The following is a 25142-nucleotide window of genomic DNA, read 5'->3' on the forward strand; positions in this document are numbered from 1 at the left end:
GCGCCGATTGGTGTCGTCCTGTTTCGGCCTCTTGCGGGTAAACCCGCACCTACATCTGGTACGTCCGTCGTAGGCGCGGGCTTGCCCGCGAAGAGGCCAGCAAGGCAATCGCAATGCGGGATCAGTTCTTGTCCTGGCAATCCAGTTGCAGGTTGGCCTGAGTAATGTTGCTTTCAGCCGGCACACTGCGCGTCAGCCACACATTACCGCCAATGGTCGAACCCTTACCGATGGTAATACGCCCCAGCACCGTGGCCCCGGCATAGATCACCACATCGTCCTCGACGATCGGGTGGCGTGGCAGGCCTTTATGCAGCGTACCCGACTCATCGCTGGGGAAACGCTTGGCGCCCAGGGTCACCGCCTGGTAGATGCGCACGCGCTCGCCGATGATCGCGGTTTCACCAATGACCACACCCGTACCATGATCGATGAAGAAGCTCGGGCCGATCTGCGCCCCCGGGTGAATGTCGATACCGGTGGCCGAATGCGCCAGCTCCGAACTGATCCGCGCCAGCAGCGGCAGCCCAGCCTTGTACAGGTGGTGTGCCAGCCGGTGATGGATGATCGCCAGGATGCCCGGGTAGCACAGCAGCACTTCATCGACGCTGCGCGCTGCCGGGTCGCCGTGGTAGGCGGCCAGCACATCGGTGTCGAGCAGAACGCGCAGTTCCGGTAGCGCAGCTGCAAAGCCCTGGATCAGGCTCAGCGCACGGGCGTCGACGCCCGCCAGCTCAGCCTTGCTTTGCCGTGCCGCGTAACGAAGTTCAAGACGAGCCTGGGCCAGCAAGGCGGTCAGCGCGGCATCCAGGGTATGGCCGACGTAGAAGTCTTCACTTTCTTCGCGCAGGTCGACTGGCCCCAGGCGCATGGGGAACAGCGCCCCGCACAGTTGCTCCAGAATCTGTCGCATCGCTTCACGCGACGGCAGCTCGCGCCCGCCCTGCTCGCCAATACTGCGGCCATTACGGGTGCGCCATTGCTCACGGGCCCCGCGCAGGCCAGTGACAATGCTCTGCAACTGCCAATGCGCGGATGAAGGTTGTTCGCTCACGGTGTTCTCCTGCCGTATAGGCCATCTGATTTTGTTGCCAGGCCCGCGAAAAGGCCGAACCTGCCTGCTGCAATCCACTTTACGGCAAATCTGAGGCTTGGAAAAAACAACGCTTTATTCCATCCTGCACTAAGTCAGGCATAAGCCGCGATGACGGAGTGGGTATCGTCGCCTACCCTCAAAGCAGCCAGCACCTGGCGCAAATCAAAAAAGGAATATTAAAGTTATTTTTTAGTATTTCCCGGCCTAATCAGCCAACCCTATAGTCGCCACCTCACTACCTAGACAACAAGCGCGGGGCTCTGACATGTCGAAATTCGCCAAACCGCTACTCAACGCCAGCCTGGCCCTCCTGCTGGGTGCCGGCCTGCTCAGCCAGGCTTTCGCCGGCGAGCAATTGAAGACCATTCAGGAAAAAGGCGTCATCAACGTCGGCCTCGAGGGCACCTACCCGCCATTCAGCTTCCAGGACGAAAACGGCAAACTGACCGGCTTCGAAGTGGAGCTGTCTGAGCTGCTGGCCAAGGAGCTGGGGGTCAAGGCCAAGATCCAGCCGACCAAGTGGGACGGTATCCTCGCCGCGCTGGAATCCAAACGCCTGGATGTAGTGGTCAATCAGGTGACCATTTCCGAGGAGCGCAAGAAAAAGTACGACTTCTCCGAGCCCTACACTGTCTCCGGCATCCAGGCACTGATCCTGAAGAAGAAAGCCGAGCAGCTGAACATCAAGGGCGCACAGGACCTGGCCGGCAAAAAGGTCGGCGTAGGCCTTGGCACCAACTACGAACAGTGGGTGAAAAAAGACGTGCCGCAAGCCGATGTGCGCACCTATGAAGACGACCCAAGCAAGTTCGCTGACCTGCGCAACGGCCGTATCGACGCCATCCTGATCGACCGCCTGGCGGCGCTGGAATACGCGCAAAAAGCCAAGGACACCCAACTTGCTGGCGATGCCTTCTCGCGCCTGGAAAGCGGCGTGGCCCTGCGCAAAGGTGAGCCGGAACTGTTGGCAGCTATCAACAAGGCCATCGACAAGCTAAAAGCTGACGGCACGCTGGCCAAGCTGTCCGAGAAGTACTTCGGTGCCGATGTCACCAAATGATCGCTGAAAGCCTGCAACTCGTTGTCGATTCCGCGCCCTTCCTGCTGAAGGGCGCGGGTTATACGGTGCTGCTCAGTGTCGGCGGCATGTTCTTCGGTCTGGTGCTGGGCTTTGCCCTGGCGCTGATGCGGCTGTCGAAGATTCTGCCGCTGAACTGGCTGGCGCGGGTCTACGTGTCGTTCTTCCGCGGCACGCCGCTGCTGGTGCAGCTGTTCGTCATCTATTTCGGCATGCCGCAAATCGGCATCGAGCTCGACCCGATCCCCGCTTCGCTGATCGGCCTGTCGCTGAACATGGCGGCCTACATCTGCGAGATCCTGCGCGCAGCCATTTCCTCGATCGACCGGGGCCAGTGGGAAGCAGCCGCCAGCATCGGCATGACCCGCGTGCAAGCCATGCGCCGGGCGATCCTGCCACAGGCATTGCGCACCGCGTTGCCACCGCTGGGCAACAGCTTCATCTCGCTGGTAAAGGACACTGCCCTGGCGGCAACCATCCAGGTGCCCGAGCTGTTCCGCCAAGCCCAGCTGATTACTGCGCGCACGTTCGAAGTGTTCACCATGTACGTGGCGGTCGCGGTCATCTACTGGGTGCTGTGCAGCATCCTTGCGCACTTCCAGAACCGCATGGAAGCGCGGGTCAACCAGCATGACCAGGAGCATTGAGCATGATTGAAGTCAAAGGCCTGACCAAGCGGTTCAAGGGCCAGACCGTGCTCAACGGTATCGACCTGACCGTGCAGCCCGGTGAAGTGGTGGCCATCATCGGCCCCAGTGGCTCGGGCAAAACCACCTTCTTGCGCTGCCTTAACCTGCTGGAAACCCCCGATGCCGGGCAGATCCAGATCGGCGCCATCAGCATCGATGCCAACCGCCCTTTGGGCGGGCAGCAGGGTGCGATTCGCCGTTTGCGCCAGCAAGCCGGGTTCGTGTTCCAGAACTTCAACCTGTTCCCCCATCGCACTGCCCTGGAGAACGTGATCGAGGGGCCGGTGATCGTCAAGAAGACGCCTCGCGAACAGGCCATCGAGCTTGGCCGGCGCCTGCTGGCCAAAGTCGGCCTGGCGGGCAAGGAAGACGCCTACCCACGGCGCCTGTCCGGCGGCCAGCAGCAACGCGTGGCCATCGCCCGTGCCCTGGCCATGGAACCAGAGGTAATCCTGTTCGACGAACCGACCTCGGCGCTGGACCCGGAGCTGGTCGGTGAAGTATTGGCGACCATCCGCGGCCTGGCCGAGGAAAAGCGCACCATGATCATCGTCACCCACGAGATGAGCTTTGCCCGGGACGTGGCGAACCGGGTGATCTTCTTCGACAAGGGCGTGATCGTGGAGCAGGGCGAGGCCAAGGCGCTGTTCGCGGCGCCGAAGGAAGAACGTACCCGGCAGTTCTTGCGCAAGTTCCTCGGGACTGCGGCCTCCGAGTAAACCTGTTCCGGCCCTTTCGCGGGTAAACCCGCTCCTACAGTGAATGCACAGATCTTGAGGCATGTGTAGGAGCGGGTTTACCCGCGAAGAGGCCAGCACGCCCTTAACAAATCCCCCCCTTCTATAAATATTCCAAAAAGTTAGTTCATAAAATTTTTATAAATCATTAGGGTATATAAACCGGACCACCGGACCAGCACACATCTGTCGCGATCAGCTGTAGCGACATAACTATTTTGTGAGGTCAGGAATGGTCAGGATCACAATCACCCCAGTGCGTAACGCCAGGGCATTGAGTGCAGCCAAGGAGCGGCACTGATGCCCAGCCAAGCCAACACCCAATTCCATAGCGATCTGGACAGCTCGCCCCCGCTGCTGCCGGCCAAGGTACTGCGCAACGACGCCGAGGCCCTGCAAGCGGCCCGCGAACTGGCCGAGGTCGCCCGTGAGCAAGCTGCCCGGCGCGACCAGCAACGCAAACTGCCCTGGGCCGAAATCGAACTGTTTACCCGCAGCGGTCTGGGCAGCATCAGCGTACCCAAGGCCTACGGTGGCCCCGACGTATCGTTCGCAACCGTCGCCGAAGTGTTCCGCCTGATCAGCGCCGCCGACCCCGCCCTGGGGCAGATCCCGCAGAACCAGTTCGGCATGCTGCAACTGCTGCGCCTGACGGCCAGCGAGGCGCAGCAAGCGCGGATCTTTCGCAGCGTGCTCGACGGCTGGCGCATCGGCAATGCCGGGCCTGAGCGTGGCACCAGGGATACCCTCACCCTCAAGGCCCGAATCACGCGCGCCGGCGACAGCTACCGCATAAGTGGCGAGAAGTTCTACTCCACCGGTGCCTTGTTCGCCCATTGGGTGGCGGTAAAAGCCCTCGACGACGAAGGCCGCCAGCGCCTGGCATTCGTGCGCCGGGGCAGCCCGGGGTTGCGCATTGTCGATGACTGGTCCGGGTTCGGCCAGCGCACCACCGCCAGCGGTACCGTGCTGCTGGACCAGGTGCCGGTGGACGCGGAACTGGTAATCGACAACTGGCGCCAGCGCGATATCCCCAACATTCAGGGCGCCGCTTCGCAGCTGATCCAGGCGGCGATCGACGCCGGCATCGCCGAAGCAGCTATCGATGATGCGATCACGTTCGTGCGCGAAAAGTCCCGGCCGTGGATTGAAGCCAACGTCGACCGTGCCAGTGACGACCCTTATGTAATTGCCGACTTCGGCCGCCTGAAACTCGAGCTGCACGCCGCCGAAGCGCTGCTGCGCAAAGCCGCTCGGGTACTCGACGAGGTCAATGCTGCGCCTATCGACGCAGCCAGTGCGGCACGTGCCTCGATTGCGGTGGCCGAGGCCAAGGTGCTGACTACCGAAATTGCCCTGCAGGCCAGCGAAAAGCTGTTCGAGCTGGCCGGCAGCCGCGCCACCCTTGCCGAGTTCAACCTCGACCGCCACTGGCGAAACGCTCGGGTGCACACCCTGCACGACCCGGTGCGCTGGAAGTACCACGCGGTGGGCGCTTACCACCTTAACGGCACCCTGCCTGCACGGCATTCCTGGATCTGATTTGCTGCCTTTGGGGCTGCTGCGCAGCCCTTCGCGGGCTTGCCCGCTCCCACAGGATTGCCACCGCCTGAACGGGCATCACTTCACCTGTGGGAGCGGGTAAGCCCGCGAAGGGCCACAAAGCGGCCCCCGGAGAACTCCATGACAATCGCTATCATCACCAACGACGCCCAAGCCCTGGCCGTCGCCGAAGACATCGCCCAGCAACTGCGCCGCGACAGCGCCTTGCGCGACCGCGAGCGCCGCCTGCCGCTGGCCGAACTCGAGCTGTTCACCCGCTCCGGCCTGTGGGCCATCAGCGTGCCCAAAGCCTTCGGCGGTGCCGGCGTATCCAACGTCACCCTGGCCAAGGTCATCGCCCGTATCGCGCAGGCCGACGGTTCGCTCGGGCAGATTCCGCAGAATCATTTCTACGGTCTGGAAGTGCTGCGGGTAAACGGCAGCCCCGAACAGCAACAGCGCCTGTACACCGAGGTACTGGCCGGCCGCCGTTTCGGCAATGCCCTGGCCGAGCTGGGCACCAAGACCGCCCACGAGCGCACCACCCGCCTGAGCCGTGACGGCGACGGTTTCCGCATCAACGGGCGCAAGTTCTATTCCACAGGCGCCATCTATGCCCAACGCATTCCAACCTCGGTCGTGGATGAACAAGGCATACAACAGTTGGCCTTCGTCCCGGCCGACAGCCAGGGGCTGCAGGTGATCGACGACTGGAGCGGCTTCGGCCAGCGCACCACCGGCAGCGGTTCGGTGGTGTTCGATAACGTGTACGTCAGCGCAGCCGACGTGGTGCCGTTCCAGAGCGCCTTCGAGCGCCCCACCCCGGTTGGCCCGCTGGCGCAGATCCTCCATGCCGCCATCGACACCGGCATTGCCCGCGCCGCCTATGAAGACGCCCTGCACTTCGTGCGCACCCGCAGCCGTCCGTGGGTCGACTCCGGCCTGGACAAGGCCACGGATGACCCGCTGACGCTGAAAAGTTTCGGCCATCTGGCGATCCGCTTGCACGCGGCCGAAGCCCTGCTGGAGCGCGCAGGCGAATACCTCGACCGCGCACGCGACGACAGCACTGCCGACAATGTTGCCGCCGCCTCCATTGCCGTGGCCGAAGCACGCGCCATCAGCACCGAAATTTCCCTCTCCGCCGGTACCACCCTGTTCGAACTGGGCGGCAGCCAGGCAACATTGGCCGAACACAACCTCGACCGCCACTGGCGCAACGCTCGCGTGCACACCCTGCACGATCCGGTGCGCTGGAAGTACCACGCCATCGGCAACTACTACCTCAACGATGCCAACCCGCCGCGCCGGGGGACCATCTAATGGCCAAGCAGATTCTGCTCAATGCCTTCAACATGAACTGCATCGGGCACATCAACCACGGTCTGTGGACCCACCCACGGGACACTTCAACCCAGTACAAGACCCTGGACTATTGGACCAACCTGGCACGCCTGCTGGAGCGCGGCCTGTTCGACGGGCTTTTCATTGCCGACATCGTCGGCACCTACGACATCTACGGCCAGTCACTGGACGTCACCCTCAAGGAGTCGATCCAGCTGCCAGTCAACGACCCGCTGCTGCTGGTCTCCGCCATGGCTGCGGTCACCCGTCACCTGGGTTTCGGCCTTACCGCCAACCTCACCTACGAGGCGCCGTACCTGTTCGCCCGGCGACTTTCCACACTCGACCACCTGAGCAATGGCCGGGTGGGCTGGAACATTGTCACCGGCTACCTCGACAGCGCCGCCCGGGCCATGGGCCTGGCGCAGCAACCGGCGCATGATCGCCGCTACGACCAGGCCGATGAATACCTGCAGGTGTTGTACAAGCTGCTGGAAGGCAGCTGGGCCGATGACGCAGTGGTCGCCGACCGCGAGCATCGCGTCTATGCCACGCCCGACAAGGTGCGCAAGGTTCAGCACCAGGGCGAGTTCTACAAGGTCGAAGGCTACCACCTGTGCGAGCCCTCACCGCAGCGCACCCCGGTGCTGTTCCAGGCCGGCAGCTCGCCGCGTGGCTTGGCCTTCGCCGGCAACCATGCCGAATGCGTGTTCATCAGTGGCCAAGACAAGGCAGCCACCCGCGCCCAGGTCGACAAGGTTCGCGCGGCCGCCCAGGCCGCCGGCCGCGACCCGCAGGCAGTCAAAGTGTTCATGGGCATCACGGTGATCGTTGCGGCCACCGAGCAACTGGCCCAGGCCAAACACGCCGAGTACCTGCGCCACGCCAGCGCCGAAGCGGGCGTCGCGCACTTCGCCGCGTCCACTGGCATCGACTTCGCCGCCTATGAATTGGACGAACCCATTGCCTTCAACCAGGGCAACGCCATCCAGTCAGCCACGCGCCAGTTGCAAGACAACGCCTGGACCCGCCGGCGCCTGTTGCAACAGCACGCCCTGGGCGGCCGCTACGTAACCCTGGTCGGCGCGCCTGAACAGGTGGCCGAGCAGTTGATCGCGTGGATCGATGAAACCGGCCTGGACGGTTTCAACCTGACCCGCACCGTCACCCCGGAAAGCTTCGAGGACTTCGTCGAGCTGGTCATCCCGCAACTTCAGCAGCGTGGCCGCTACAAGACTGCCTACACCGAAGGCACCCTGCGCGAAAAACTGTTCCATACCGACCACCCGCACTTACCCGCCGACCACCCTGGCTCGGCTTACCGCTTTACCCCTACCCCGACTGGAGCCCTGCACCATGCTTGAGAAACTGTTCCGGCCCGTCGCGGCCATTGCCATCACCCTCGGCCTGTGCGCCGGTACCCTTGCTGCCGAGCCGTTGAAGATCGGCACCACCTCGGCCTTTGCCATTCCGCTGGAAGCCGCGGTTGAAGAAGCCCACAAGCAAGGCCTGGAAGTGAAGCTGATCGAGTTCAGCGACTGGATTGCGCCCAATGTCAGCCTCAACAGCGGCGACATCGACGTGAACTACTTCCAGCACATCCCGTTCCTGGAAAACGCCAAGGCTGCTGCAGGCTTCAACCTTGTGCCTTACGCCCCGGGCATCATCAACAACGTTGGCCTGTACTCGAAAAAGTACAAAAGCTTTGCCGAGCTGCCTGAAGGCGCCAGCGTGGCCATCGCCAACGACCCGATCAACAGCGGCCGTGGCCTGCTGCTGCTGGCCAAGGCCGGGTTGATCACCCTGAAGCCCGGCGTGGGCTACAAGGCCACCGAGGATGACATCCTCGCCAACCCGAAAAAGCTGAAGATCCTTCAGGTCGAGGCGGTGCAACTGGTACGCGCCTACGACGACGCCGACCTGGTGCAGGGTTACCCGGCCTACATCCGCCTGGCCAACACCTTCGATGCCACCTCGGCGTTGCTGTTCGATGGGCTGGAAAACAAGGAATACGTGATCCAGTTCGTCATTCGCCCGCAAAGCAAGGACGACCCACGCCTGGCCCAGTTCGTCGACATCTACCAGCATTCGCCAGTGGTGCGCGCTGCGTTGAACAAAGCTCACGGCAAGCTCTACCAAGCCGGCTGGGAAGGCTGACATGAGCCAGGCCAGCGCGCTCAGGGCGCCTACACCCCAAGCACTGCCGCCTATGGCCAGGGAACAGGCCCTGCGCCCCGAGGTCAATGAAGCCCACGTGCGCTTCATCGGCCTGGGCAAGACCTACCCGGGCCAGGCGCAACCGGCCTTGCAAGGCATTGACTTGAACATCCGCCATGGCGAGATCTTCGGCATCATCGGCCGCAGCGGCGCCGGTAAGTCATCACTGCTGCGCACCATCAACCGCCTGGAGCAACCCAGCCAGGGCCGCGTATTGATCGACCAGGTGGATATCGCGCCTTTCAATGAGGACCAGCTTGTGGCCCTGCGCCGGCGCATCGGCATGATCTTCCAGCACTTCAACCTGATGTCGGCCAAGACCGTGTGGCAGAACGTCGAGTTGCCGTTGAAAGTCGCCGGCGTGGCAAAAGCCGAACGCCAGCGCAAGGTGCGCGAGTTGCTGGAACTGGTCGGCCTGCAGGAAAAACATCACGTGTACCCGGCGCAACTGTCCGGCGGGCAGAAACAGCGCGTGGGCATTGCCCGGGCACTGGTGCACACCCCCGAGATCCTGCTGTGCGACGAGGCCACCTCGGCGCTGGACCCGGAAACCACCGCCTCGATCCTGGAGCTGCTGCGCGATATCAACCAGCGCCTGGGGCTGACCATCGTGCTGATCACCCACGAAATGGCGGTGATTCGCGACATCTGCCACCGGGTAGTGGTGCTGGAACGCGGTGCAGTGGTCGAGCAGGGCGAGGTCTGGCGGGTGTTTGGTTCACCTCGTCACGAGGTTACCCGCACCCTGCTCGCCCCTTTGCAGGCCAAGCTACCCGCCGCACTGCAAGCCAGCCTCCAGGCCCACCCGGCGAGCGGCAACAGCGCCGTAGTGCTGAAACTGACGGTGCTTGGCGAGCCAGAGCTGTCTGCCCTGTTCAACGACCTGGGCGGGCGTGTGCGTCTGCTGCAGGGCGGCGTGGAAACCATCGGCGAACATGCCTTGGGGCAACTCATCCTCTCGGTGCAACACTCGCCGCACGACACCCATCAATTGCTGGAACGTGCCCGCCGTTGGGCCGAGGACGTGGAGGTATTGGGCCATGTGGTTTGATCGCCTGCTGGAAGGCTTGCTTGATACGCTGCTGATGGTTGGGGTTTCGTCACTGATCGCCCTGCTGGTGGGTGTACCCATGGCGGTGCTGCTGGTCACCAGCGACAAGGGTGGGATCTTCGAGGCGCGGCTGCTGAACCGGGTGCTGGGCGCCTTCGTCAACCTGTTCCGCTCGATTCCGTTTCTGATCCTGATGGTTGCGCTGATTCCTTTCACCCGCCTGGTGGTGGGTACCACTTATGGTGTGTGGGCGGCAGTGGTGCCGCTGACCATTGCCGCCACACCGTTCTTTGCGCGGATTGCCGAGGTCAGCCTGCGTGAGGTCGACCATGGTCTGGTGGAAGCCGCACAGGCCATGGGCTGCCGGCGCTGGCACATCGTCTGGCATGTACTGTTGCCCGAGGCGCTGCCGGGGATCGTCGGGGGCTTCACCATTACCTTGGTGACCTTGATCAACTCGTCGGCGATGGCCGGGGCGATTGGTGCCGGCGGGCTGGGGGATATCGCCTATCGGTATGGCTACCAGCGTTTCGACAGCCAGATCATGCTGACCGTGATCGCCATGCTGGTAGCGTTAGTGGCGTTGATCCAGCTGGGCGGGGACCGCCTGGCGAAGGGTTTGAACAAGCGTTGAAATCTGAGGGCTGCTTTGCAGCCCGGTCTCAATCCCAGCGAAGATCCGCAGCCGGCACTGGCCGCCCGAACCAGTACCCTTGCCCCAACTGGCACTCCTCCTGCAACAGGAAGCTGGCCTGTTCCGCCTGCTCGATGCCCTCGGCATGCACCTGCATACCCATGCTACGGGCCAAGGCGATGATCACCCGCACAATGGCGATGTCGTCTTCATCCACTGGCAACCCAGCCACAAACCCTTGGTCGATTTTCAGCTTCTGCACCGGCAAACGCTTGAGCCGCAGCAGTGACGAATACCCCGTGCCAAAGTCGTCGATGGCCAGGGTCACCCCCAGTTCGCGCAAGCGGTGCAGTTGCTCCAGCGCCACCTCAGGGTCTTCCATCACCGCGCTTTCGGTCACTTCCAGCTCCAGCAAGGCCGGGGCCAGGCCGGTGTCGTGCAGCACTTCGGCTACCTGCCGATACAGCTCATGCTGGCCAAACAGGCGACTGGAGATGTTCACCCCAACAAATGCCAGCTGCCGGCCTTCAGCCTGCCACTGCACCATTTGCCGACAGGCCTGTTGCAGCACCCAGGTATCGATCTCGGCAATCAGGCCGGTGCGCTCGGCAATCGGGATGAACTCACTCGGCGGTACCAGGCCGCGCCCGGGGTGCTGCCAGCGCACCAACGCCTCGACCCCGACCTGCCGGCCCGTCGCCAAGTCGTGTACCGGCTGAAAGTACACCCGCAGTTCATCCTGCTCCAGGGCCCGACGCAATTCGGCGGCGGTCTCGACCCGATGCTGGGCGTGGGCGGTCAGCTCTTCGGTGTACAGCGCATAACAGGCCCGACCGTTGCTTTTGGCCTTGTACAACGCCGAGTCGGCATTGCGCAGCAACTGCTCGGCACTCAAGGCATCGCTGGGGAACAGGCTGATTCCGACGCTGGCGCTGATGAACAGACGATTGCCCTCGAACTGAAACGGCTCACGCATGCGCTCGATGATGCATTGCGCCAGCTTGCCCGCCTGGCCAACCTGCTGGCAGTTTTCGGCCAGCACGCCGAACTCGTCGCCGCCCAGACGCGCCAGGGTCATGCCGTTACCCAACACCTCTCCCAGACGCTCACCTACCAGCTTCAGCAACTGGTCGCCAATGGTATGGCCCAGGCCGTCGTTTATGCTCTGGAAATGATCCAGGTCCAGCAGCAACAGGGCGCAACCGCGCTTGTTGGCCTGCGCCGCCGCCAATGCCTGCTCCACCCGGTCGGTAAACAGCAGGCGGTTGGGCAGGCCGGTCAGCGGGTCGTGGTGGGCGAGGTAGGCAAGCTCTTGTTCCGAATGCTTGATGGCGCTGATGTCACTGAACACCGCCACGTAATGGCTGAGCTCACCTTCGTCATCACGAATGGCGCAAATGGTCTGCCACTGCGGGTAGATTTCCCCGCTTTTGCGCCGGTTCCAGATTTCACCACTCCACTCGCCCTTCTCGGCCAGGGTGGCAAAAATTTCCTGGTAGAAGGCCAGGCCATGGCGGCCCGACTTGAACTTGCTCGGGCGATGGCCGATGACCTCATCCTGCTGGTAGCCGGTGATGCGCATGAAGGCACGATTGACGTGCACGATCAGGCCTTGGCGGTCGGTCACCAGCACACCCTCGAGGGTACTGTCGAACACCGCGGCAGCCATGCGCAGCCGTTCACGGTCTTCGCAACGCAAACGCGCGCCATGGCCGATGAAATTGAGCAGGCGCACACGCGACACGTAGATCAGCACGGCACTGAGCAGCACCCAGACCACCACGTTGATCTGCCGCCCCACAGTCAATGCCAAGGGGTCGTCAGTCATGCTGTGCAGCATCACCTCTGCCAGCGCAAGCCAGAGGATCGAGAGCACCACATACAGCGCAGCCATGCGCAAGGCGTCGCGAACGGAAACAGACATGTCGGGTGGGAAAGGCCATCAAAAAGGAGCGGGCATTATAAAGGCTGAAACATGTCGTGACCTCCTATCTCAACGGTTGACTGGTTTTATTTCCCCGCCAAGGGATAATCAGCCCTTCCCCCTGCATTTCGAGGGTATTTGCACCTATGTGGTATAACGGCCTGCTCGACCTGTCGGCCTGGCAACTGGTCGGCATCACTCTGTTGATGACCCACGTGACCATTGTCAGCGTCACGGTCTACCTGCATCGCTACTCCGCGCACCGGGCCCTGGAGCTCAACGGCGCGCTCAAGCACTTCTTCCGCTTCTGGCTGTGGCTGACCACGGCGCAGAACACCCGTGAGTGGACCGCCGTCCACCGCAAGCACCACGCCAAGTGCGAAACCCCCGACGACCCGCACAGCCCGGTGTACAAGGGCCTGGGCACGGTGCTGCGCAAAGGTGCCGAGCTGTACCGTGAAGAGGCACGCAACCCCGAAACCCTGCGCATCTATGGCAAGAACTGCCCGGATGACTGGATTGAGCGCAACCTGTACTCGCGTTACAAACTGGGCGGCATCGCACTGATGGCGGTGATCGATCTGCTGCTGTTCGGCACCCTGGGCATCACCATCTGGGCGGTGCAGATGATGTGGATTCCGTTCTGGGCCGCCGGTGTGGTCAACGGCCTAGGCCATGCCCTGGGCTATCGCAACTTCGAATGCCGCGACGCCGCCACCAACCTGGTGCCCTGGGGCATCATCATCGGCGGTGAAGAACTGCACAATAACCACCACACCTACCCCAACTCGGCCAAGCTCTCGGTCAAACGCTGGGAGTTCGACATGGGCTGGGCGTGGATCCGCTTGTTCTGCCTGCTGCGTCTGGCCAAGGTGCAGCGCGTGGCGCCCATCGCCCACCGGGTGGCCGGCAAGGCCAGCCTGGACATGGACACCGCCATGGCCATCCTCAACAACCGCTTCCAGATCATGGCCCAGTACCGCAAGCTGGTGATCGGCCCGCTGGTGAAACAGGAACTGGCCCGTGTCGACGCCTCGGTGCGTCACCGCTTCCGCCGTGCCAAACGGCTGCTCTCGCGCGAAACCAGCCTGCTGGAAGACCGCCACCACGTGCGCATCGAGTCCATGCTCGCGCACAGCCAGGCACTGAAAACCATCTACGAAAAACGCCTGGCCCTGCAGCAGATCTGGGCGCGCACCAGTGCCAACGGCCACGACATGCTGGCTGCCATGAAAGACTGGGTACACGAGGCCGAAACCAGCGGCATCCAGGCACTGCGCGACTTCGCAGCACAACTCAAGACTTACTCGCTGCGCCCGACCGGCGCCTGACCGCCGTTGATCGGCACGCCCCGCAACGGGGCGTGCCGTTCGGAACTTCGCCCCCGCCTCTCCACTCGAATCCGGAATATCGCCTGCGTGGCGGGCCGGATGTTGGCCGCACGCTTTCACGTTGAGACCTGCTCCGTGCACATGGCCAAGAACATTCCAACGATTTTCCCCGGCACCCCTCCTCCCGAAGCTGCCCAGACTTTACTGGCGTTGCTCCACGCCCAAGGTGAGGTTGCCCGCCTGAGTGAGCGTGATCAGCTGTTCAGCTCGTTGCTCGACAGCGTCAACGCAGTGCTTTGGGCCTTCGACTGGGAAACCCGTCAGGTGCTGTACGTGAGCCCAGCCTACGAGCGCATCTTCGGCCGCCCGGTCAGCCTGGTGCTGGCTGACTACAACGAATGGCGTGACAGCATCTACCCCGACGACCTCGAGTTCGCCGAGCGTAGCCTGGCCCAGGTACTGCTCAAGGGGGCGGTGGAAGACCGCGAGTACCGCATCCTCAATGCCGATGGGCAACTGCGCTGGCTGAGCGACAAGTGCTACATCAACCAGCAGCACGATGGCGACCGGGTAATCATTGTCGGTATCGCCGAAGACATCACCGAGAAGAAGCAGCTTGAAGGCGAACTGCAGCGCCTGGCCACCACCGACGTGCTGACCCAGAGCAGTAACCGCAGGCACTTTTTCGAATGTGCTCAGCAAGCCTTCGACAGTGCACGCGAGGACGGTACACCGCTGGCTTTCCTGCTGTTGGATATCGACGACTTCAAACGCATCAATGACAGCTATGGCCACCAGGAAGGCGACCAGGTGCTGCAACACATCGCCGACAGCGGCAAGGCCGTGCTACGCCGGGGCGACCTGTTCGGACGCATTGGCGGCGAAGAATTTGCGGCGGTGTTTCCGGGCTGCAACGCCCAGGTCGCGGAGCAGATTGCCGAGCGCTTGCAACGGCAGATTCAGCACTTGAGCTTCAGCCATGGCCAGCAGACGTACGGGGTGACGGTGAGCCAGGGGCTGACCGAGCTGACCGATGAGGATGTGGCGCTGGACAGCCTGTATGCGCGGGCCGATGCGGCAATGTACCAGGCCAAGCGGCAGGGCAAGAACCAGATAGTCCGCGGCTGATCAGGTGGCAAGGGCACCGGCTTTGGCCGGTATTCGCGGGCCCGGCGCCACACCTGTGGCAGCGGGCAAGCCCGCGAAGGGCCGCAATGCGGCCCCCGAATCTCAGCTGGAAACCTCGGCCCCAGCCACCGGCGGTTCTTCTTGCGGTTTTACTTCCGGGTTCTCCTCTTTGCGCAACCGCCTCAGCTCCGGCAGGCCAAGCTTGAGCAGGCGCGCCGTCTTGCCGCTGGCCACCTTCTCCAGCCCCTGCCCAGCCGGCAGCCGCGACAACTGCCCAGCCAGGTTCATGGCCAGGATCTCCCGCGAGTAAACGCCACCGCCCAACTGGTAGATCGCAGCGATCAACTCGCGCAGTGCCAGCGGCAAACGCCAGCGAGTACGCAGCGCCGAGCCGAACGCCGCACCAAACTCTTCCAGCGATTGCTGCACATTGCGCTCGTCCAGGTCTCCCCCGGCCAACCGCCACTCTTGCAGGCAGCGCAACACCGCCAGGTCGCCCAGGCAATGCAGCAAGCCCGCGCAATAACAACGGCCCTCGTCCAGTTCGAGCATGCGCGCCAAGGTGCGGCCATATTCGGCAGTGTGCAGTGACAGGTCCCAGTAACGGGCGGCGTGCTCTGCCAACAGTGGGTCGCTGAGGCGTGCGCTGCGCTTGAGGGTCATGCCCAGGATCAGGTTCATGCTTTGGGTACTGCCAAGCTTGTTCAGGGCCTGCAGCAACGTCTGCACCGGGGCTTCACGGTGCAATGCCGCACTATTGGCGGCAGCGATCAGCACCGCCGTCACCTGCGGGTCGTTACGCACCTCCTCTTCGAGCACCCTGAGGTTCAGGCCCTGGGGGTTTAGCGCTCGATTGATCGCTACCTGCACATCGGCCAGCAGCGGCCCGCCATCGGCGGTAGCGCGGCGCTGCTCAAGGTAGGCTGGCAGGCTGGCTCCCGCCTGCAACGCCGGTACCGGGCAGGCAATCTCCTCGCCAACGGCCAGCAGCAACTCTTGCAGGCGCTTGCGCAGGTTATCCAGGTTCAGTGGCTTGCTCAGGTAAGCCGTGGGGTGCAGGGGCAGCGCTTCGCGCACACTGGCGCTGTCATTGCGGTTACTCATGAGAATGAACGGCACCCCTGGCCCTTTGGCGCGCACCTTGCGCAGCAGGTCGAGGCCGTCGACACCGGCCAGCTCGCGGGCAGCGATGATCAGGTCCGGCTTGCTGGACAGGGCACTGAGCGCCTGCGCGCCGTCAGCGCATACCTGCAGGCGGGCGTCACAGCGCACGCTGAGCAGCATCTCGCTGAGCATGTCCCGTACCCAAGGATCGCCTTCTACAATCAGTACGCTTGGTGGGGTGGGGGCTGCAGCGCTCATCACCAACTACTCCTGAATACCCTGACACACAGTCCGTCGCAGCTTCCAAAGCCAATCCTCCGATAACCATAGCGCCACATGGCTTATCTGGGCATAAAAAAACCCGCCGAGGCGGGTTTTTTCTGAAGCGCGTCACATCAGGCGATTTCAGCGAAGCACTCTTCGATGATGGCCAGGCCTTTGTCCAGCAGCGCGTCTTCGGCGGTCAGCGGAACCAGGATACGCAGGACGTTGCCGTAGGTGCCGCAAGACAGCAGGATCAGACCCTTTTCACGAGCCTTGGCGACAACCTGGCCAACAGCAGCAGCGTTCGGGGTGTGAGTGCCTTTCTCGAAGACTTCGACGGCAATCATCGAGCCCAGACCACGGACGTCGCCGATGATCGGGTACTTCTTCTGGATTTCGCGCAGGCCGGCGGTCAGGCGCTCACCCACAGCCTTGCTGCGGTCCAGCAGTTTTTCTTCTTCGAACACTTCGATCACGGCCAGGGCCGCGGCGCAAGCGATCGGCGAACCGGCGTAGGTACCGCCCAGGCCGCCAGGCGCGATGGCGTCCATGTATTCGGCCTTGCCGCACACACCGGCCAGCGGGAAGCCGCCAGCGATGGATTTGGCGAAGGTGGTCAGGTCAGGCGCAACGCCCATCTGTTCCATGGCGAAGAAGGTGCCGGTACGGCCAGCGCCAGTTTGTACTTCGTCGGCGATCAGCAGGATGCCGTGCTGGTCGCACAGGGCGCGCAGGCGTTTCATCAGCTCTTTCGGCGCTGGCAGGAAGCCGCCTTCGCCTTGTACTGGCTCGAGGATGATCGCGGCGATGTCGCGCGGCTCGGCGTCGTTCTTGAAGATGCGCTCGACCGAGGCGATGGCGTCGTCAACGCTGATACCGTGCAGTTCGCTCGGGAACAGGGCGCGGAAGATGCCGCCTGGCATCAGGCCCATGCCAGCGGAGTACGGCACGACCTTGCCGGTCAGGCCCAGGGTCATCATGGTACGGCCGTGATAACCGCCGGTGAAGGCGATGACGCCAGCGCGGCCAGTGGCAGCACGGGCGATCTTGACGGCGTTTTCAACGGCTTCGGAGCCGGTGGTGACCAGCAGGGTCTTCTTGTCGAAGTCGCCTGGGACCAGCTTGTTGATCTTTTCGCACAGCTCTACGTAGGGCTCGTAAGCCAGCACCTGGAAGCAGGTGTGGCTGACCTTGGTCAGCTGCTCTTGCACGGCTGCAACCACTTTCGGGTGCAGGTGGCCGGTGTTCAGTACTGCGATGCCGCCGGCGAAGTCGATCAGTTCGCGGCCTTCAACGTCGATCACGGTCGAGTTCTTCGCGGTGTCGACGAAGATCGGGTGGATCTGGCCGACGCCACGTGGGACGGCAGCTACACGACGTTGCATCAAGGATTCGTTGGTTTTGCTCATAATGCCCTCATTGCGCCGACAGGAATGGCGCTTTTATTCGGGGGCGGCTGGGAGTGCTCGCGAACAGTATTCGTTGATCGACTGTCGTGAACGCCCTGGCCACCAGGTACTGCAATGTAAAAAAGGCCAGCGAGACGTCGCTCTCGCGCCCCGCTGGCAGAGGTAAAGCCTTTACCGTGCTATCAGACGCTGATGCACAGGTATTTGATTTCGAGGTAGTCCTCGATACCGTACTTGGAACCTTCGCGGCCCAGGCCCGAAGCCTTGATACCACCGAACGGCGCCACTTCGTTGGAGATCAGGCCGGTGTTGATACCCACCATGCCGTACTCCAGGGCTTCGGCGACACGGAACACACGGCTCATGTCACGGGCGTAGAAGTACGAGGCCAAGCCGAACTCGGTGTCGTTGGACATGGCGATGACTTCGGCTTCGTCTTTGAAGCGGAACAGCGGCGCCAGTGGGCCGAACGTCTCTTCCTTGGCGACAGCAGCGGTCTTCGGTACGTCAACCAGGATGGTCGGCTCGAAGAAGTTGCCTTCGATCAGCTTGCCACCGGACAGCACTTTGGCGCCTTTGCTGACGGCGTCCTCGATGTGCTCCTGGACCTTGGCGACAGCCTTGCCGTCGATCAGCGGGCCAGTGGTGGTGCCTTCTTCCAGGCCGTTACCGATCTTCAGCTTGGCAACTGCAGCGGCCAGCTTCTGGGCGAACGCGTCGTAGACGCCGTCCTGCACGTAGATACGGTTGGCGCAGACGCAGGTCTGGCCGTTGTTACGGTACTTGGAGATGATCGCGCCCTCGACCGCCTTGTCCAGGTCGGCGTCGTCGAACACGATGAACGGGGCGTTGCCGCCCAGCTCCAGGGAAACCTTCTTGATGTCCTTGGCGCATTCTTCCATCAGCTGGCGACCGATTTCGGTCGAGCCGGTGAAGGACAGCTTGCGTACCAGGGAGTTGCCGGTCAGTTCGCCGCCAACTTCGCCGGCGCTGCCGGTAACCACACTCAGCACGCCAGCCGGGATGCCGGCACGGTGGGCCAGCTCGACCAGGGCCAGAGCGGAGTATGGGGTTTGCGAAGCCGGCTTGAGGACCATGGTGCAGCCAGCGGCCAGGGCCGGGCCGGCTTTACGGGTGATCATGGCGGCCGGGAAGTTCCACGGGGTGATGGCCGCGGTAACGCCGATTGGCTGCTTGATGACAATCAGGCGCTTGTCTGGCTGGTGGCCTGGGATGGTGTCACCGTAGATGCGCTTGGCTTCTTCGGCGAACCACTCGATGAACGAGGCCGCGTAGGCGATTTCGCCCTTGGCTTCGGCCAGCGGCTTGCCCTGTTCGGTGGTCATCAAGCGAGCCAGGTCGTCCTGGTTCTCGATCATCAGTTCGAACCAGCGACGCAGCTTGGCCGAGCGCTCTTTCGCAGTCAGGGCACGCCAGGCCGGCAGGGCCTTGTCGGCGGCTTCGATGGCACGGCGAGTTTCCGCGGTGCCCATCTTCGGCACGGTACCGATGACTTCGCCGGTGGCCGGGTTGGTCACCTTGATGGTCTGGCCGTTGTCCGCATCCAGCCACTCACCATTGATATAGGCTTGCTGGCGGAACAACTGAGCGTCTTTGAGCTGCATGTCGGCTTCCCGAATTGTTGATTGTTGAAAAGCGCCCAAGGCAGGGCATCGAGCGTTTGAAATCTCAAACGAATGCTAAGCGGCTGCTGGGGTGTTGGACAATAGGCTGTTCGAAAAAAAGAACGAATGGTTGAACAGCCCATCTGAAATCGCCCGCAGAATGGCCGCTAAAGGGTAGACGATGCGGCGGCCGGACTCGGGGCGACGCCAAAAATCGTTTCACTGCTTGTCACGGCCAATGTTCGACACACCCTGATGGTGGGCTGAAACGATGATGCTGTCGCCATCGGCAGCGTAGTCGACGGCATTGACGCGGGTCCAGTTACGGCCGGTTCCACCCTGGCCGACAGTTTGATCGGTATTGTCGTGTATCCGGCCCCGGGGATCTGCACAGCCAACACGGTAAAAACAGCTACAGATCAAGGCGATGGACGTCAACGATACAGATGGGTATCATGCGTGCGCGTTGCACTCGTAGCTCAGCTGGATAGAGTACTGCCCTCCGAAGGCAGGGGTCGTGGGTTCGAATCCCGCCGAGTGCGCCATATCAAGAAAGCCCTGGGCCTGAGCCCGGGGCTTTTTCGTTTGTGCGCCATGTCACCTTTCTGGTACTCCCGTGCCACGGGTCATTGATGTTAGCGTGGGCGTCTTCCCGTTCTCCGAACGGGTAACCCATAACAATGATTGGCAAAGGAATGCGCACAACCATGCAGTTGAAAAAACTCACCGCCACCACCCTGCTGCTGGCCGGCATTGGCCTGTTCACCCAGCCTGCCCAAGCCAACCTCACCCAGCAGCAGTCCGCAGCCATCATCAAAGCCTTCGACGGCAGCGACCCAAGCGACTTCAGGCATTTTCTCGGCACGCTCAAAGGCAGCGACCAGGGCAAGGCCGACAACCTCGAGGCAACCGTCGACGCCTACCTGGCCAACAAGCCATTGGCCGCCGAGCAACAAGACGAGATCAACCGCCTGCTCGGCCTGTATACCCGCATCAAGTATGGCAAAGCCGCTACCGAAACCCTGCGTGAACTGGTAGCCATCCCCACCTTCAATGTCGAGGGTACACCGCAGTACGAAAACCCTGAATTCCTCAAGATCGCCGACAAGATCAAGGCCTTGGCCGAGCGCTTCGGCCTGGCCTTCCGCAACATCGACAACCGGGTGTACGAGATCTCGCTGGGCAGCGGGAAGGAAGTGATCGGTATCCATGCCCACGCTGACGTCGTGCCGGTCAACCCGGACAACTGGAAGCTGGCCGACGGTACGCGCCTGGACCCGTTCAAGGTCACCCTGGTGGGTGACCGCATGTACGGCCGCGGCACCGAAGACGACAAGAACGGCATCGTGGTGGCGATGTACGCGCTGAAAGTGGCCAAGGACGAAAACCTGCCGCTCGCCCGGCAGTTCAAGCTGCTGATCGACACCACCGAAGAAACCAGCGGTGATGCCATCCCCTACTACTTTGAGCGCAACCCTACGCCCGATTACAACCTAGCCCTCGACGGCGGCTACCCCGTAGTGATTGCCGAGAAAGGCTACGGCACGGTCATGGCCAGCTTCACCAAGCGCCCGGCCAGCGGCAAGGGTGCCGAGATCGTCAACCTGACCGGCGGCCTGGCCACCAACCAGATCCCGACAACTTCGGTTGCGACCCTGATTTCTGACAACCCGGCACAGCTGGCCAAGCACCTGCAGCAAGCCGGCGCCAGATATGTGAAGCAGCATGGAAGCGACTTCAGCATCGACGCCAAGGCCGACGGCAAGCAAGTCTTGCTCACCGTGACCGGTGTTTCCGCACACTCTTCGGAGCCGGAATCCGGCATCAACCCGGTGGCGCGTATGCTCGACTTCATCAATGGCCTCGGCCAGCAGGTGTCGCTCAAGCACAACCACTTTACCGACGCGGCCCGCTACGCCGCCGAAAACTGGGGCCTGGACTACCTGGGCAACATGCTCGGCGTGGCCTTCAAGGACCCGTTCATGGGCCCGCTGACCACCTCGCTGACTTTTGTCGGGGTGGATGACAAAGGCTTGAAACTGGCGGTGAATCTGCGCATTCCCAAGGGGAAGCCGATCGCCACGATCAAGGACGAACTGGCCGACAAACTGGGCAAATGGACCCGGCAAAGCAACACCTCGGTGGCGTTCGACTTCAGCCTGGACGAGCCGATGTACCGCAACCCTGAAGGCGAATGGGTAAAGGCCCTGCTCGCTGTGGCCACCGAGAACCTGGGGATGAAGCATGAGTTCGGCACGTCCGCCGGTGCGACTTCGGTCCACGACCTGCCCAACGGCGTCCAGTTCGGCCTGGCCATGCCGGACGTGAAGTACACCGGGCACAACGACAACGAGTTCAAGACCGTGGAGCAGTTCATGCTGGACTTGCAGGTGGTGAGCGAAATGGTGGCGCGGATCGGGCAGATGCCGAAGCTTTGATCGGCAGTACCGGCCTTTTCGCGGCTTTAGCCGCGAAAAGGCCGCTACAACCGAACAGCCATGACGTTTTTCAATCGCCTCCATGCCGTTTCCTGCATTGCCGTGCAGAGCGCCGTACCGGATGCTTTAGTTACACCGAGACAGTGCTTTTTTCACCCGCAGAGGCCCGTATGAAGACCGTCGAACAAATCCTCAAGACCAAGTCCCAGCACCAGACCGTGTACACCATCGGCCCGGATGACTCGGTGCTCGACGCCCTGAAACTGCTGGCGGAGAAAAACATCGGTGCGCTGCCCGTGGTCGAGGGTGGCCAGGTAGTGGGCATCGTCAGTGAGCGGGACTACGCGCGCAAACTGGTCCTCAAGGGCCGCTCTTCCGCCGCTACGCCGGTACGCGAAATCATGAGCGCACCGGTAGTCACTGTGGATCCCAAGCAAAAGCTCGATTTCTGCATGAACCTGATGACCGATCGGCACCTGCGTCACCTGCCGGTGGTCGACAACGGCAGGTTGCTCGGCCTTCTGTCGATCGGCGACCTGGTCAAGGAAACCATTGACGAACAGGCGAGCCTGATCAAGCAAATGGAGCAGTACATCCGCGGCGAATGAAGCGCCTCAATGGTAGGCGCGCTCCAGTTCGTCCAGCTGATGGTCGAAGCTACGCAAGCGCGCCGACCAGGTGTACACCAGCACTTCCAGGTCACGGTTGAGCACTGCCGTATTGCCGTGGCCGCTGTGCGTGGGCTCGCCGAGGTCCAGCTGGTAGCGTTCACGGGCCATCGCCTGTGCCACGCTGGACAGGTCGCGAGCATTGGCCAGCCAGTGGTGATGGCGGTCATGGATTTCGCGGTCGAGCACCCGGCACTGGCGCTTCAGCGCATCCAGGCTCTGCTCCAGCGGAGTGCCCCTGAGCTCGCCCATGACCTCTTCGAAGGTACGCCCCGAATGCCAGTAGCTGCCCCAGAAATAACGGTCGAAAACCGTCTCGACGCGGCGTAGCGCAACCTTGGTGTTCCAGATGGTCAGCAACGTTCGCCCCTGCACCACTTCGCGCTTGTTCAGGCGCAACTGCTGCCAGGCGATCCATGTCAGCGCCACCAGTGCAACCGCTACAGTGACTGCGGCAGCGGCATACAGGAAATGCACGGCCTGGTTCATCTGTTGCGTCTGCCTGATGCCATAGAAGTAACTGGCCGTCAGGGTGCCCAGGATCGTCACGGAACACCAGAAACCTGGTGCGTAGGGATCTTTCATCGCGCTATCCCCTTATTGTTTTCCTGAGCATAGCAACGGCCGATCACTCGTCAGGTGCCGCTCGGCGCTTTATTTTCGGGGGCGGCGCAAGGCTTCGTTGAGTTGATCGAAGGGCACGGCCCAATCGGAATCTTCAATGATGATGTCCTGGAGAAATGCACGCTGTGAGTCGGTCCAGAACGGCGCATCCACCAGCTTTATTTCGTTCTTCAGCGGGGAATGGCTGGTGATGAACTGATCGATACTCTTGGGATCGTCGGGCAAGCCCAACTGCTTGAACAGTTCGGCAAAGGGATGGATCGGCGCTTCCATGGTTCCTCCTTAGCGCCAGGCAAGCCGTCCACGACGCCCGCCTGGCATTGGTTTGAAAACATCAGCACAGCTCGCGCACTTCGGCGTGCGGCACCAGTTTCATGTACTGCTCCATGCTCATGTGAATCAGGTGATCGTGGTCACCCGCCTCCAGGTAGACATCGCCTTGGCGGGTAAGACTCGGGTCGAGCAGCATTTTTATCTGGTAAGCATCGCCAAGGGCCGGCACGGCACCGCGTTCGCAGTCATTGAACAGGCTCGGCAGACCACTTTCACGGGTCAGATGCCAGGCCCCGGACATACGCACCTTGGTCATGTCCAGGTGCCGGTTGGCCGGTAGCACGGCCATGATGTAGTTGCCATGACGGTCATCGAGCATCACCGACTTGGCGACCCGCTCGGCGGGCACGCCGGCCGTTCGGGCCGACTCCAGGCTGGTGGCCGAATGTGGGTGGGGAATGATGTCGTAGTCGCAGTTGGCCTTGTCCAGGCGGGCCTGCAGGGTCTTTGCCATACGCATGATGCACCTCCGGTTTCGCCCCCCAATCTTCAATTTTAGGCCGGGTACGGGTGGGCGGGGCTAAACTTGTGTAATACGCGCAAATGAGGTGACGACAGGTGATCGCCCGCTGCTGGCGTTGGCTGTTGCTGCTGTTGTTGCTTGGCATCACGCCAGGTGGCCAGGCAGCGCCCGGCGCGGTGTGGGTGCTGGGCATTGACGACGCCATCGGCCCGGCCAGCGCCGACTACCTGGTGCGCAGCCTCGGCCAGGCCCAGGCGCAAGGCGCGCAACTGGTGGTTATCCGCATGGATACCCCGGGCGGGCTGGACAGTGCCATGCGCCAGATGATCAAGGCGATTCTCGCCAGCTCCGTACCCGTCGCCAGCTACGTTGCCCCCAGCGGCGCCCGCGCCGCCAGCGCCGGCACCTATATTCTCTACGCCAGCCATATTGCAGCGATGGCGCCCGGGACCAACCTGGGCGCCGCCACGCCGGTGCGGATCGGCGGCGCGCCTGGCACGCCCAGTGACGACAAAGCCAAAGGCGGCGACGATGAAACCCTCGCACGCAAACAGGTCAACGACGCCGCCGCCTACATCCGTGGCCTGGCGCAGATGCGCGGCCGCAACGCCGACTGGGCGGAGAAGGCCGTGCGCGAGGCGGTCAGCCTGTCCGCCAACGAGGCCTTGCGGCTGAACGTGATCGATCAGGTGGCCGATGACCTGCCTGACCTGCTGCGCGAGCTCGACGGCAAAACGCTTCAGGTGGCCGGCCAGCCACGCCAGTTGCAGACCGCAGGCGCCAGCGTGGTCGAGCACCTGCCGGACTGGCGCACACGGGTTCTGGCGGTAATCACCAACCCCAGCGTAGCGCTGATCCTGATCATGATCGGCGTTTACGGCCTGTTGTTCGAATTCATGAACCCCGGCTCTGCGGTGGGCGGTGTGGTCGGTGGTATCTGCCTGCTGCTGGCGCTGTATGCGCTGCAGCTATTGCCGGTGAGTTTTGCCGGGGTGGCGCTGATCCTGCTTGGCATCACCTTCATGATCGCCGAAGCCTTCTTGCCCAGTTTCGGCGTGGTCGGCTTCGGCGGCATCGTTGCCTTTGTGGTCGGCGCGTTGATCCTGATCGACACCGACGCCCCCGGTTTCGGCATCCCGCTGGCCTTGATCGGCACCTTGGCGCTGCTCTCGGCACTCCTGATCGGTGGCGTGCTGGGCATGGCCCTCAAGGCCCGCCGACGGGCACTGGTCAGCGGCGACGCCGGCCTGGTCGGCAGCCTGGTCACCGTCACCCAGGTGATGGCAAGCGACCCCTTCTGTGGTGTTGTGCTGGCTCAGGGCGAGCAATGGCAAGTGCAGTGCGCAACGCCGCTGCAAACTGGCCAGAACGTACGGGTGACCGCGCGCCATGGCGTGATGCTGGAAGTGAGCGCCGCCGCCCCAGCGACGCAAGGAGAATGAC

22 protein-coding genes, 1 tRNA gene and 1 pseudogene are annotated in these 25142 nt (G+C 62.5%); 15 read left to right on the top strand and 9 right to left on the bottom strand.

Going from position 1 to position 25142, the window contains the following annotated elements; genetic code table 11:
- Window positions 1-121 precede the first annotated feature (121 nt).
- Complete coding sequence (gene epsC, locus AA098_RS26490; RefSeq protein WP_003255846.1) at window positions 122-1054, bottom strand: serine O-acetyltransferase EpsC; 933 nt, start codon at window positions 1052-1054, stop codon at window positions 122-124.
- A gap of 307 nt (window positions 1055-1361) precedes the next feature.
- On the opposite strand from epsC, the gene tcyJ reads away from it, so the two are divergent.
- The 9 genes from tcyJ to AA098_RS26535 all read left to right on the top strand — a co-directional run bounded on the left by tcyJ (window position 1362) and on the right by AA098_RS26535 (window position 10388).
- Complete coding sequence (tcyJ, locus tag AA098_RS26495; RefSeq protein WP_003255847.1) at window positions 1362-2156, top strand: cystine ABC transporter substrate-binding protein; 795 nt, start codon at window positions 1362-1364, stop codon at window positions 2154-2156.
- Window positions 2153-2821 (top strand): cystine ABC transporter permease, encoded by a 669-nt coding sequence (gene tcyL / locus AA098_RS26500; protein WP_003255849.1) that lies wholly within the window; start codon window positions 2153-2155, stop codon window positions 2819-2821. The genes tcyJ and tcyL overlap by 4 nt, the downstream gene beginning before the upstream one ends.
- Window positions 2822-2823: 2 nt before the next feature.
- Entirely contained in the window at window positions 2824-3582 is a 759-nt protein-coding gene (gene tcyN / locus AA098_RS26505) for an L-cystine ABC transporter ATP-binding protein TcyN (RefSeq protein ID WP_003255850.1), read from the top strand.
- 318 nt (window positions 3583-3900) lie between these two features.
- Window positions 3901-5142, top strand: coding sequence for an SfnB family sulfur acquisition oxidoreductase (locus tag AA098_RS26510; protein ID WP_054889042.1), 1242 nt, complete (start codon window positions 3901-3903; stop codon window positions 5140-5142).
- Window positions 5143-5283: 141 nt separating this feature from the next.
- The gene (locus tag AA098_RS26515; protein WP_004576379.1) at window positions 5284-6465 is read left to right on the top strand and encodes an SfnB family sulfur acquisition oxidoreductase; all 1182 of its coding nucleotides are present in this window, start codon (window positions 5284-5286) and stop codon (window positions 6463-6465) included.
- On the top strand, window positions 6465-7850 hold the full coding sequence (locus AA098_RS26520; RefSeq protein ID WP_054889040.1) for an LLM class flavin-dependent oxidoreductase: 1386 nt from the start codon (window positions 6465-6467) through the stop codon (window positions 7848-7850). Before AA098_RS26515 ends, AA098_RS26520 begins: the two co-directional genes overlap by 1 nt.
- Window positions 7843-8643 carry a MetQ/NlpA family ABC transporter substrate-binding protein gene (locus AA098_RS26525; RefSeq protein WP_064615114.1) on the top strand — a complete coding sequence of 267 codons (801 nt, stop codon included), beginning with the start codon at window positions 7843-7845 and terminating at the stop codon, window positions 8641-8643. The genes AA098_RS26520 and AA098_RS26525 overlap by 8 nt, the downstream gene beginning before the upstream one ends.
- Window position 8644: 1 nt before the next feature.
- Complete coding sequence (locus AA098_RS26530) at window positions 8645-9754, top strand: methionine ABC transporter ATP-binding protein (RefSeq protein WP_033726693.1); 1110 nt, start codon at window positions 8645-8647, stop codon at window positions 9752-9754.
- The gene (locus tag AA098_RS26535; RefSeq protein WP_003255861.1) at window positions 9744-10388 is read left to right on the top strand and encodes a methionine ABC transporter permease; all 645 of its coding nucleotides are present in this window, start codon (window positions 9744-9746) and stop codon (window positions 10386-10388) included. Before AA098_RS26530 ends, AA098_RS26535 begins: the two co-directional genes overlap by 11 nt.
- Before the next feature lie 28 nt (window positions 10389-10416).
- On the opposite strand, the gene dibA is transcribed toward AA098_RS26535, so the two are convergent.
- Window positions 10417-12312 (bottom strand): phosphodiesterase DibA, encoded by a 1896-nt coding sequence (gene dibA, locus AA098_RS26540; protein WP_033726065.1) that lies wholly within the window; start codon window positions 12310-12312, stop codon window positions 10417-10419.
- A 146-nt stretch (window positions 12313-12458) separates the two neighbouring features.
- Between dibA and desA the strand changes: the two genes are divergently transcribed.
- Both desA and AA098_RS26550 read left to right on the top strand, forming a co-directional pair.
- Entirely contained in the window at window positions 12459-13643 is a 1185-nt protein-coding gene (gene desA, locus AA098_RS26545; RefSeq protein WP_003255863.1) for a delta-9 fatty acid desaturase DesA, read from the top strand.
- Between the two features lie 99 nt (window positions 13644-13742).
- Window positions 13743-14771, top strand: coding sequence for a sensor domain-containing diguanylate cyclase (locus tag AA098_RS26550; RefSeq protein WP_003255864.1), 1029 nt, complete (start codon window positions 13743-13745; stop codon window positions 14769-14771).
- Window positions 14772-14873: 102 nt separating this feature from the next.
- Here the strand turns inward: AA098_RS26550 and AA098_RS26555 are convergent, their stop codons facing one another.
- From AA098_RS26555 to AA098_RS29020, 4 genes and pseudogenes are all read right to left on the bottom strand, one after another.
- Window positions 14874-16133, bottom strand: a complete 1260-nt coding sequence (locus tag AA098_RS26555; RefSeq protein WP_003255865.1) for a response regulator — start codon at window positions 16131-16133, stop codon at window positions 14874-14876.
- Window positions 16134-16270: 137 nt separating this feature from the next.
- Complete coding sequence (gene gabT / locus AA098_RS26560; RefSeq protein ID WP_003255866.1) at window positions 16271-17548, bottom strand: 4-aminobutyrate--2-oxoglutarate transaminase; 1278 nt, start codon at window positions 17546-17548, stop codon at window positions 16271-16273.
- Between the two features lie 182 nt (window positions 17549-17730).
- Window positions 17731-19173 carry an NADP-dependent succinate-semialdehyde dehydrogenase gene (gene gabD / locus AA098_RS26565; protein WP_003255867.1) on the bottom strand — a complete coding sequence of 481 codons (1443 nt, stop codon included), beginning with the start codon at window positions 19171-19173 and terminating at the stop codon, window positions 17731-17733.
- A 222-nt stretch (window positions 19174-19395) separates the two neighbouring features.
- Window positions 19396-19611 (bottom strand): annotated as a pseudogene (locus AA098_RS29020) (aryl-sulfate sulfotransferase); the annotation flags it as partial.
- Window positions 19612-19641: 30 nt separating this feature from the next.
- Between AA098_RS29020 and AA098_RS26570 the strand changes: the two are divergent.
- The 3 genes from AA098_RS26570 to AA098_RS26580 all read left to right on the top strand — a co-directional run bounded on the left by AA098_RS26570 (window position 19642) and on the right by AA098_RS26580 (window position 22219).
- Window positions 19642-19718, top strand: a tRNA-Arg gene (locus AA098_RS26570).
- 162 nt (window positions 19719-19880) lie between these two features.
- A complete protein-coding gene (locus tag AA098_RS26575; RefSeq protein ID WP_064615115.1) occupies window positions 19881-21611 on the top strand; it encodes a dipeptidase in 1731 nt (576 codons plus the stop codon).
- A gap of 170 nt (window positions 21612-21781) precedes the next feature.
- Window positions 21782-22219 carry a CBS domain-containing protein gene (locus AA098_RS26580; protein ID WP_003255870.1) on the top strand — a complete coding sequence of 146 codons (438 nt, stop codon included), beginning with the start codon at window positions 21782-21784 and terminating at the stop codon, window positions 22217-22219.
- Between the two features lie 6 nt (window positions 22220-22225).
- Here the strand turns inward: AA098_RS26580 and AA098_RS26585 are convergent, their stop codons facing one another.
- From AA098_RS26585 to AA098_RS26595, 3 genes are all read right to left on the bottom strand, one after another.
- Entirely contained in the window at window positions 22226-22864 is a 639-nt protein-coding gene (locus AA098_RS26585; RefSeq protein ID WP_003255871.1) for a hypothetical protein, read from the bottom strand.
- 69 nt (window positions 22865-22933) lie between these two features.
- Window positions 22934-23176, bottom strand: coding sequence for a DUF2789 domain-containing protein (locus AA098_RS26590; protein ID WP_003255873.1), 243 nt, complete (start codon window positions 23174-23176; stop codon window positions 22934-22936).
- A 61-nt stretch (window positions 23177-23237) separates the two neighbouring features.
- Entirely contained in the window at window positions 23238-23696 is a 459-nt protein-coding gene (locus AA098_RS26595; protein WP_003255874.1) for an aminoacyl-tRNA deacylase, read from the bottom strand.
- Window positions 23697-23794: 98 nt separating this feature from the next.
- On the opposite strand from AA098_RS26595, the gene AA098_RS26600 reads away from it, so the two are divergent.
- Entirely contained in the window at window positions 23795-25141 is a 1347-nt protein-coding gene (locus tag AA098_RS26600; RefSeq protein WP_003255875.1) for a nodulation protein NfeD, read from the top strand.
- Window position 25142 lies beyond the last annotated feature (1 nt).

It is taken from the genome of Pseudomonas sp. JY-Q, from assembly GCF_001655295.1.
Classification (GTDB): Bacteria; Pseudomonadota; Gammaproteobacteria; order Pseudomonadales; family Pseudomonadaceae; genus Aquipseudomonas; species Aquipseudomonas alloputida.

What these genes read in the sequence shown, in the direction of transcription:
- tcyJ (WP_003255847.1), top strand. Translation starts at nt 1,362, where the DNA reads ATGTCGAAATTCGCCAAACCGCTACTCAACGCCAGCCTGGCCCTCCTG.
- tcyL (WP_003255849.1), top strand. Translation starts at nt 2,153, where the DNA reads ATGATCGCTGAAAGCCTGCAACTCGTTGTCGATTCCGCGCCCTTCCTG.
- tcyN (WP_003255850.1), top strand. Translation starts at nt 2,824, where the DNA reads ATGATTGAAGTCAAAGGCCTGACCAAGCGGTTCAAGGGCCAGACCGTG.
- AA098_RS26510 (WP_054889042.1), top strand. Translation starts at nt 3,901, where the DNA reads ATGCCCAGCCAAGCCAACACCCAATTCCATAGCGATCTGGACAGCTCG.
- AA098_RS26515 (WP_004576379.1), top strand. Translation starts at nt 5,284, where the DNA reads ATGACAATCGCTATCATCACCAACGACGCCCAAGCCCTGGCCGTCGCC.
- AA098_RS26520 (WP_054889040.1), top strand. Translation starts at nt 6,465, where the DNA reads ATGGCCAAGCAGATTCTGCTCAATGCCTTCAACATGAACTGCATCGGG.
- AA098_RS26525 (WP_064615114.1), top strand. Translation starts at nt 7,843, where the DNA reads ATGCTTGAGAAACTGTTCCGGCCCGTCGCGGCCATTGCCATCACCCTC.
- AA098_RS26530 (WP_033726693.1), top strand. Translation starts at nt 8,645, where the DNA reads ATGAGCCAGGCCAGCGCGCTCAGGGCGCCTACACCCCAAGCACTGCCG.
- AA098_RS26535 (WP_003255861.1), top strand. Translation starts at nt 9,744, where the DNA reads ATGTGGTTTGATCGCCTGCTGGAAGGCTTGCTTGATACGCTGCTGATG.
- dibA (WP_033726065.1), bottom strand. Translation starts at nt 12,312, where the DNA reads ATGTCTGTTTCCGTTCGCGACGCCTTGCGCATGGCTGCGCTGTATGTG.
- desA (WP_003255863.1), top strand. Translation starts at nt 12,459, where the DNA reads ATGTGGTATAACGGCCTGCTCGACCTGTCGGCCTGGCAACTGGTCGGC.
- AA098_RS26550 (WP_003255864.1), top strand. Translation starts at nt 13,743, where the DNA reads ATGTTGGCCGCACGCTTTCACGTTGAGACCTGCTCCGTGCACATGGCC.
- AA098_RS26555 (WP_003255865.1), bottom strand. Translation starts at nt 16,133, where the DNA reads ATGAGCGCTGCAGCCCCCACCCCACCAAGCGTACTGATTGTAGAAGGC.
- gabT (WP_003255866.1), bottom strand. Translation starts at nt 17,548, where the DNA reads ATGAGCAAAACCAACGAATCCTTGATGCAACGTCGTGTAGCTGCCGTC.
- gabD (WP_003255867.1), bottom strand. Translation starts at nt 19,173, where the DNA reads ATGCAGCTCAAAGACGCTCAGTTGTTCCGCCAGCAAGCCTATATCAAT.
- AA098_RS26575 (WP_064615115.1), top strand. Translation starts at nt 19,881, where the DNA reads ATGCAGTTGAAAAAACTCACCGCCACCACCCTGCTGCTGGCCGGCATT.
- AA098_RS26580 (WP_003255870.1), top strand. Translation starts at nt 21,782, where the DNA reads ATGAAGACCGTCGAACAAATCCTCAAGACCAAGTCCCAGCACCAGACC.
- AA098_RS26585 (WP_003255871.1), bottom strand. Translation starts at nt 22,864, where the DNA reads ATGAAAGATCCCTACGCACCAGGTTTCTGGTGTTCCGTGACGATCCTG.
- AA098_RS26590 (WP_003255873.1), bottom strand. Translation starts at nt 23,176, where the DNA reads ATGGAAGCGCCGATCCATCCCTTTGCCGAACTGTTCAAGCAGTTGGGC.
- AA098_RS26595 (WP_003255874.1), bottom strand. Translation starts at nt 23,696, where the DNA reads ATGCGTATGGCAAAGACCCTGCAGGCCCGCCTGGACAAGGCCAACTGC.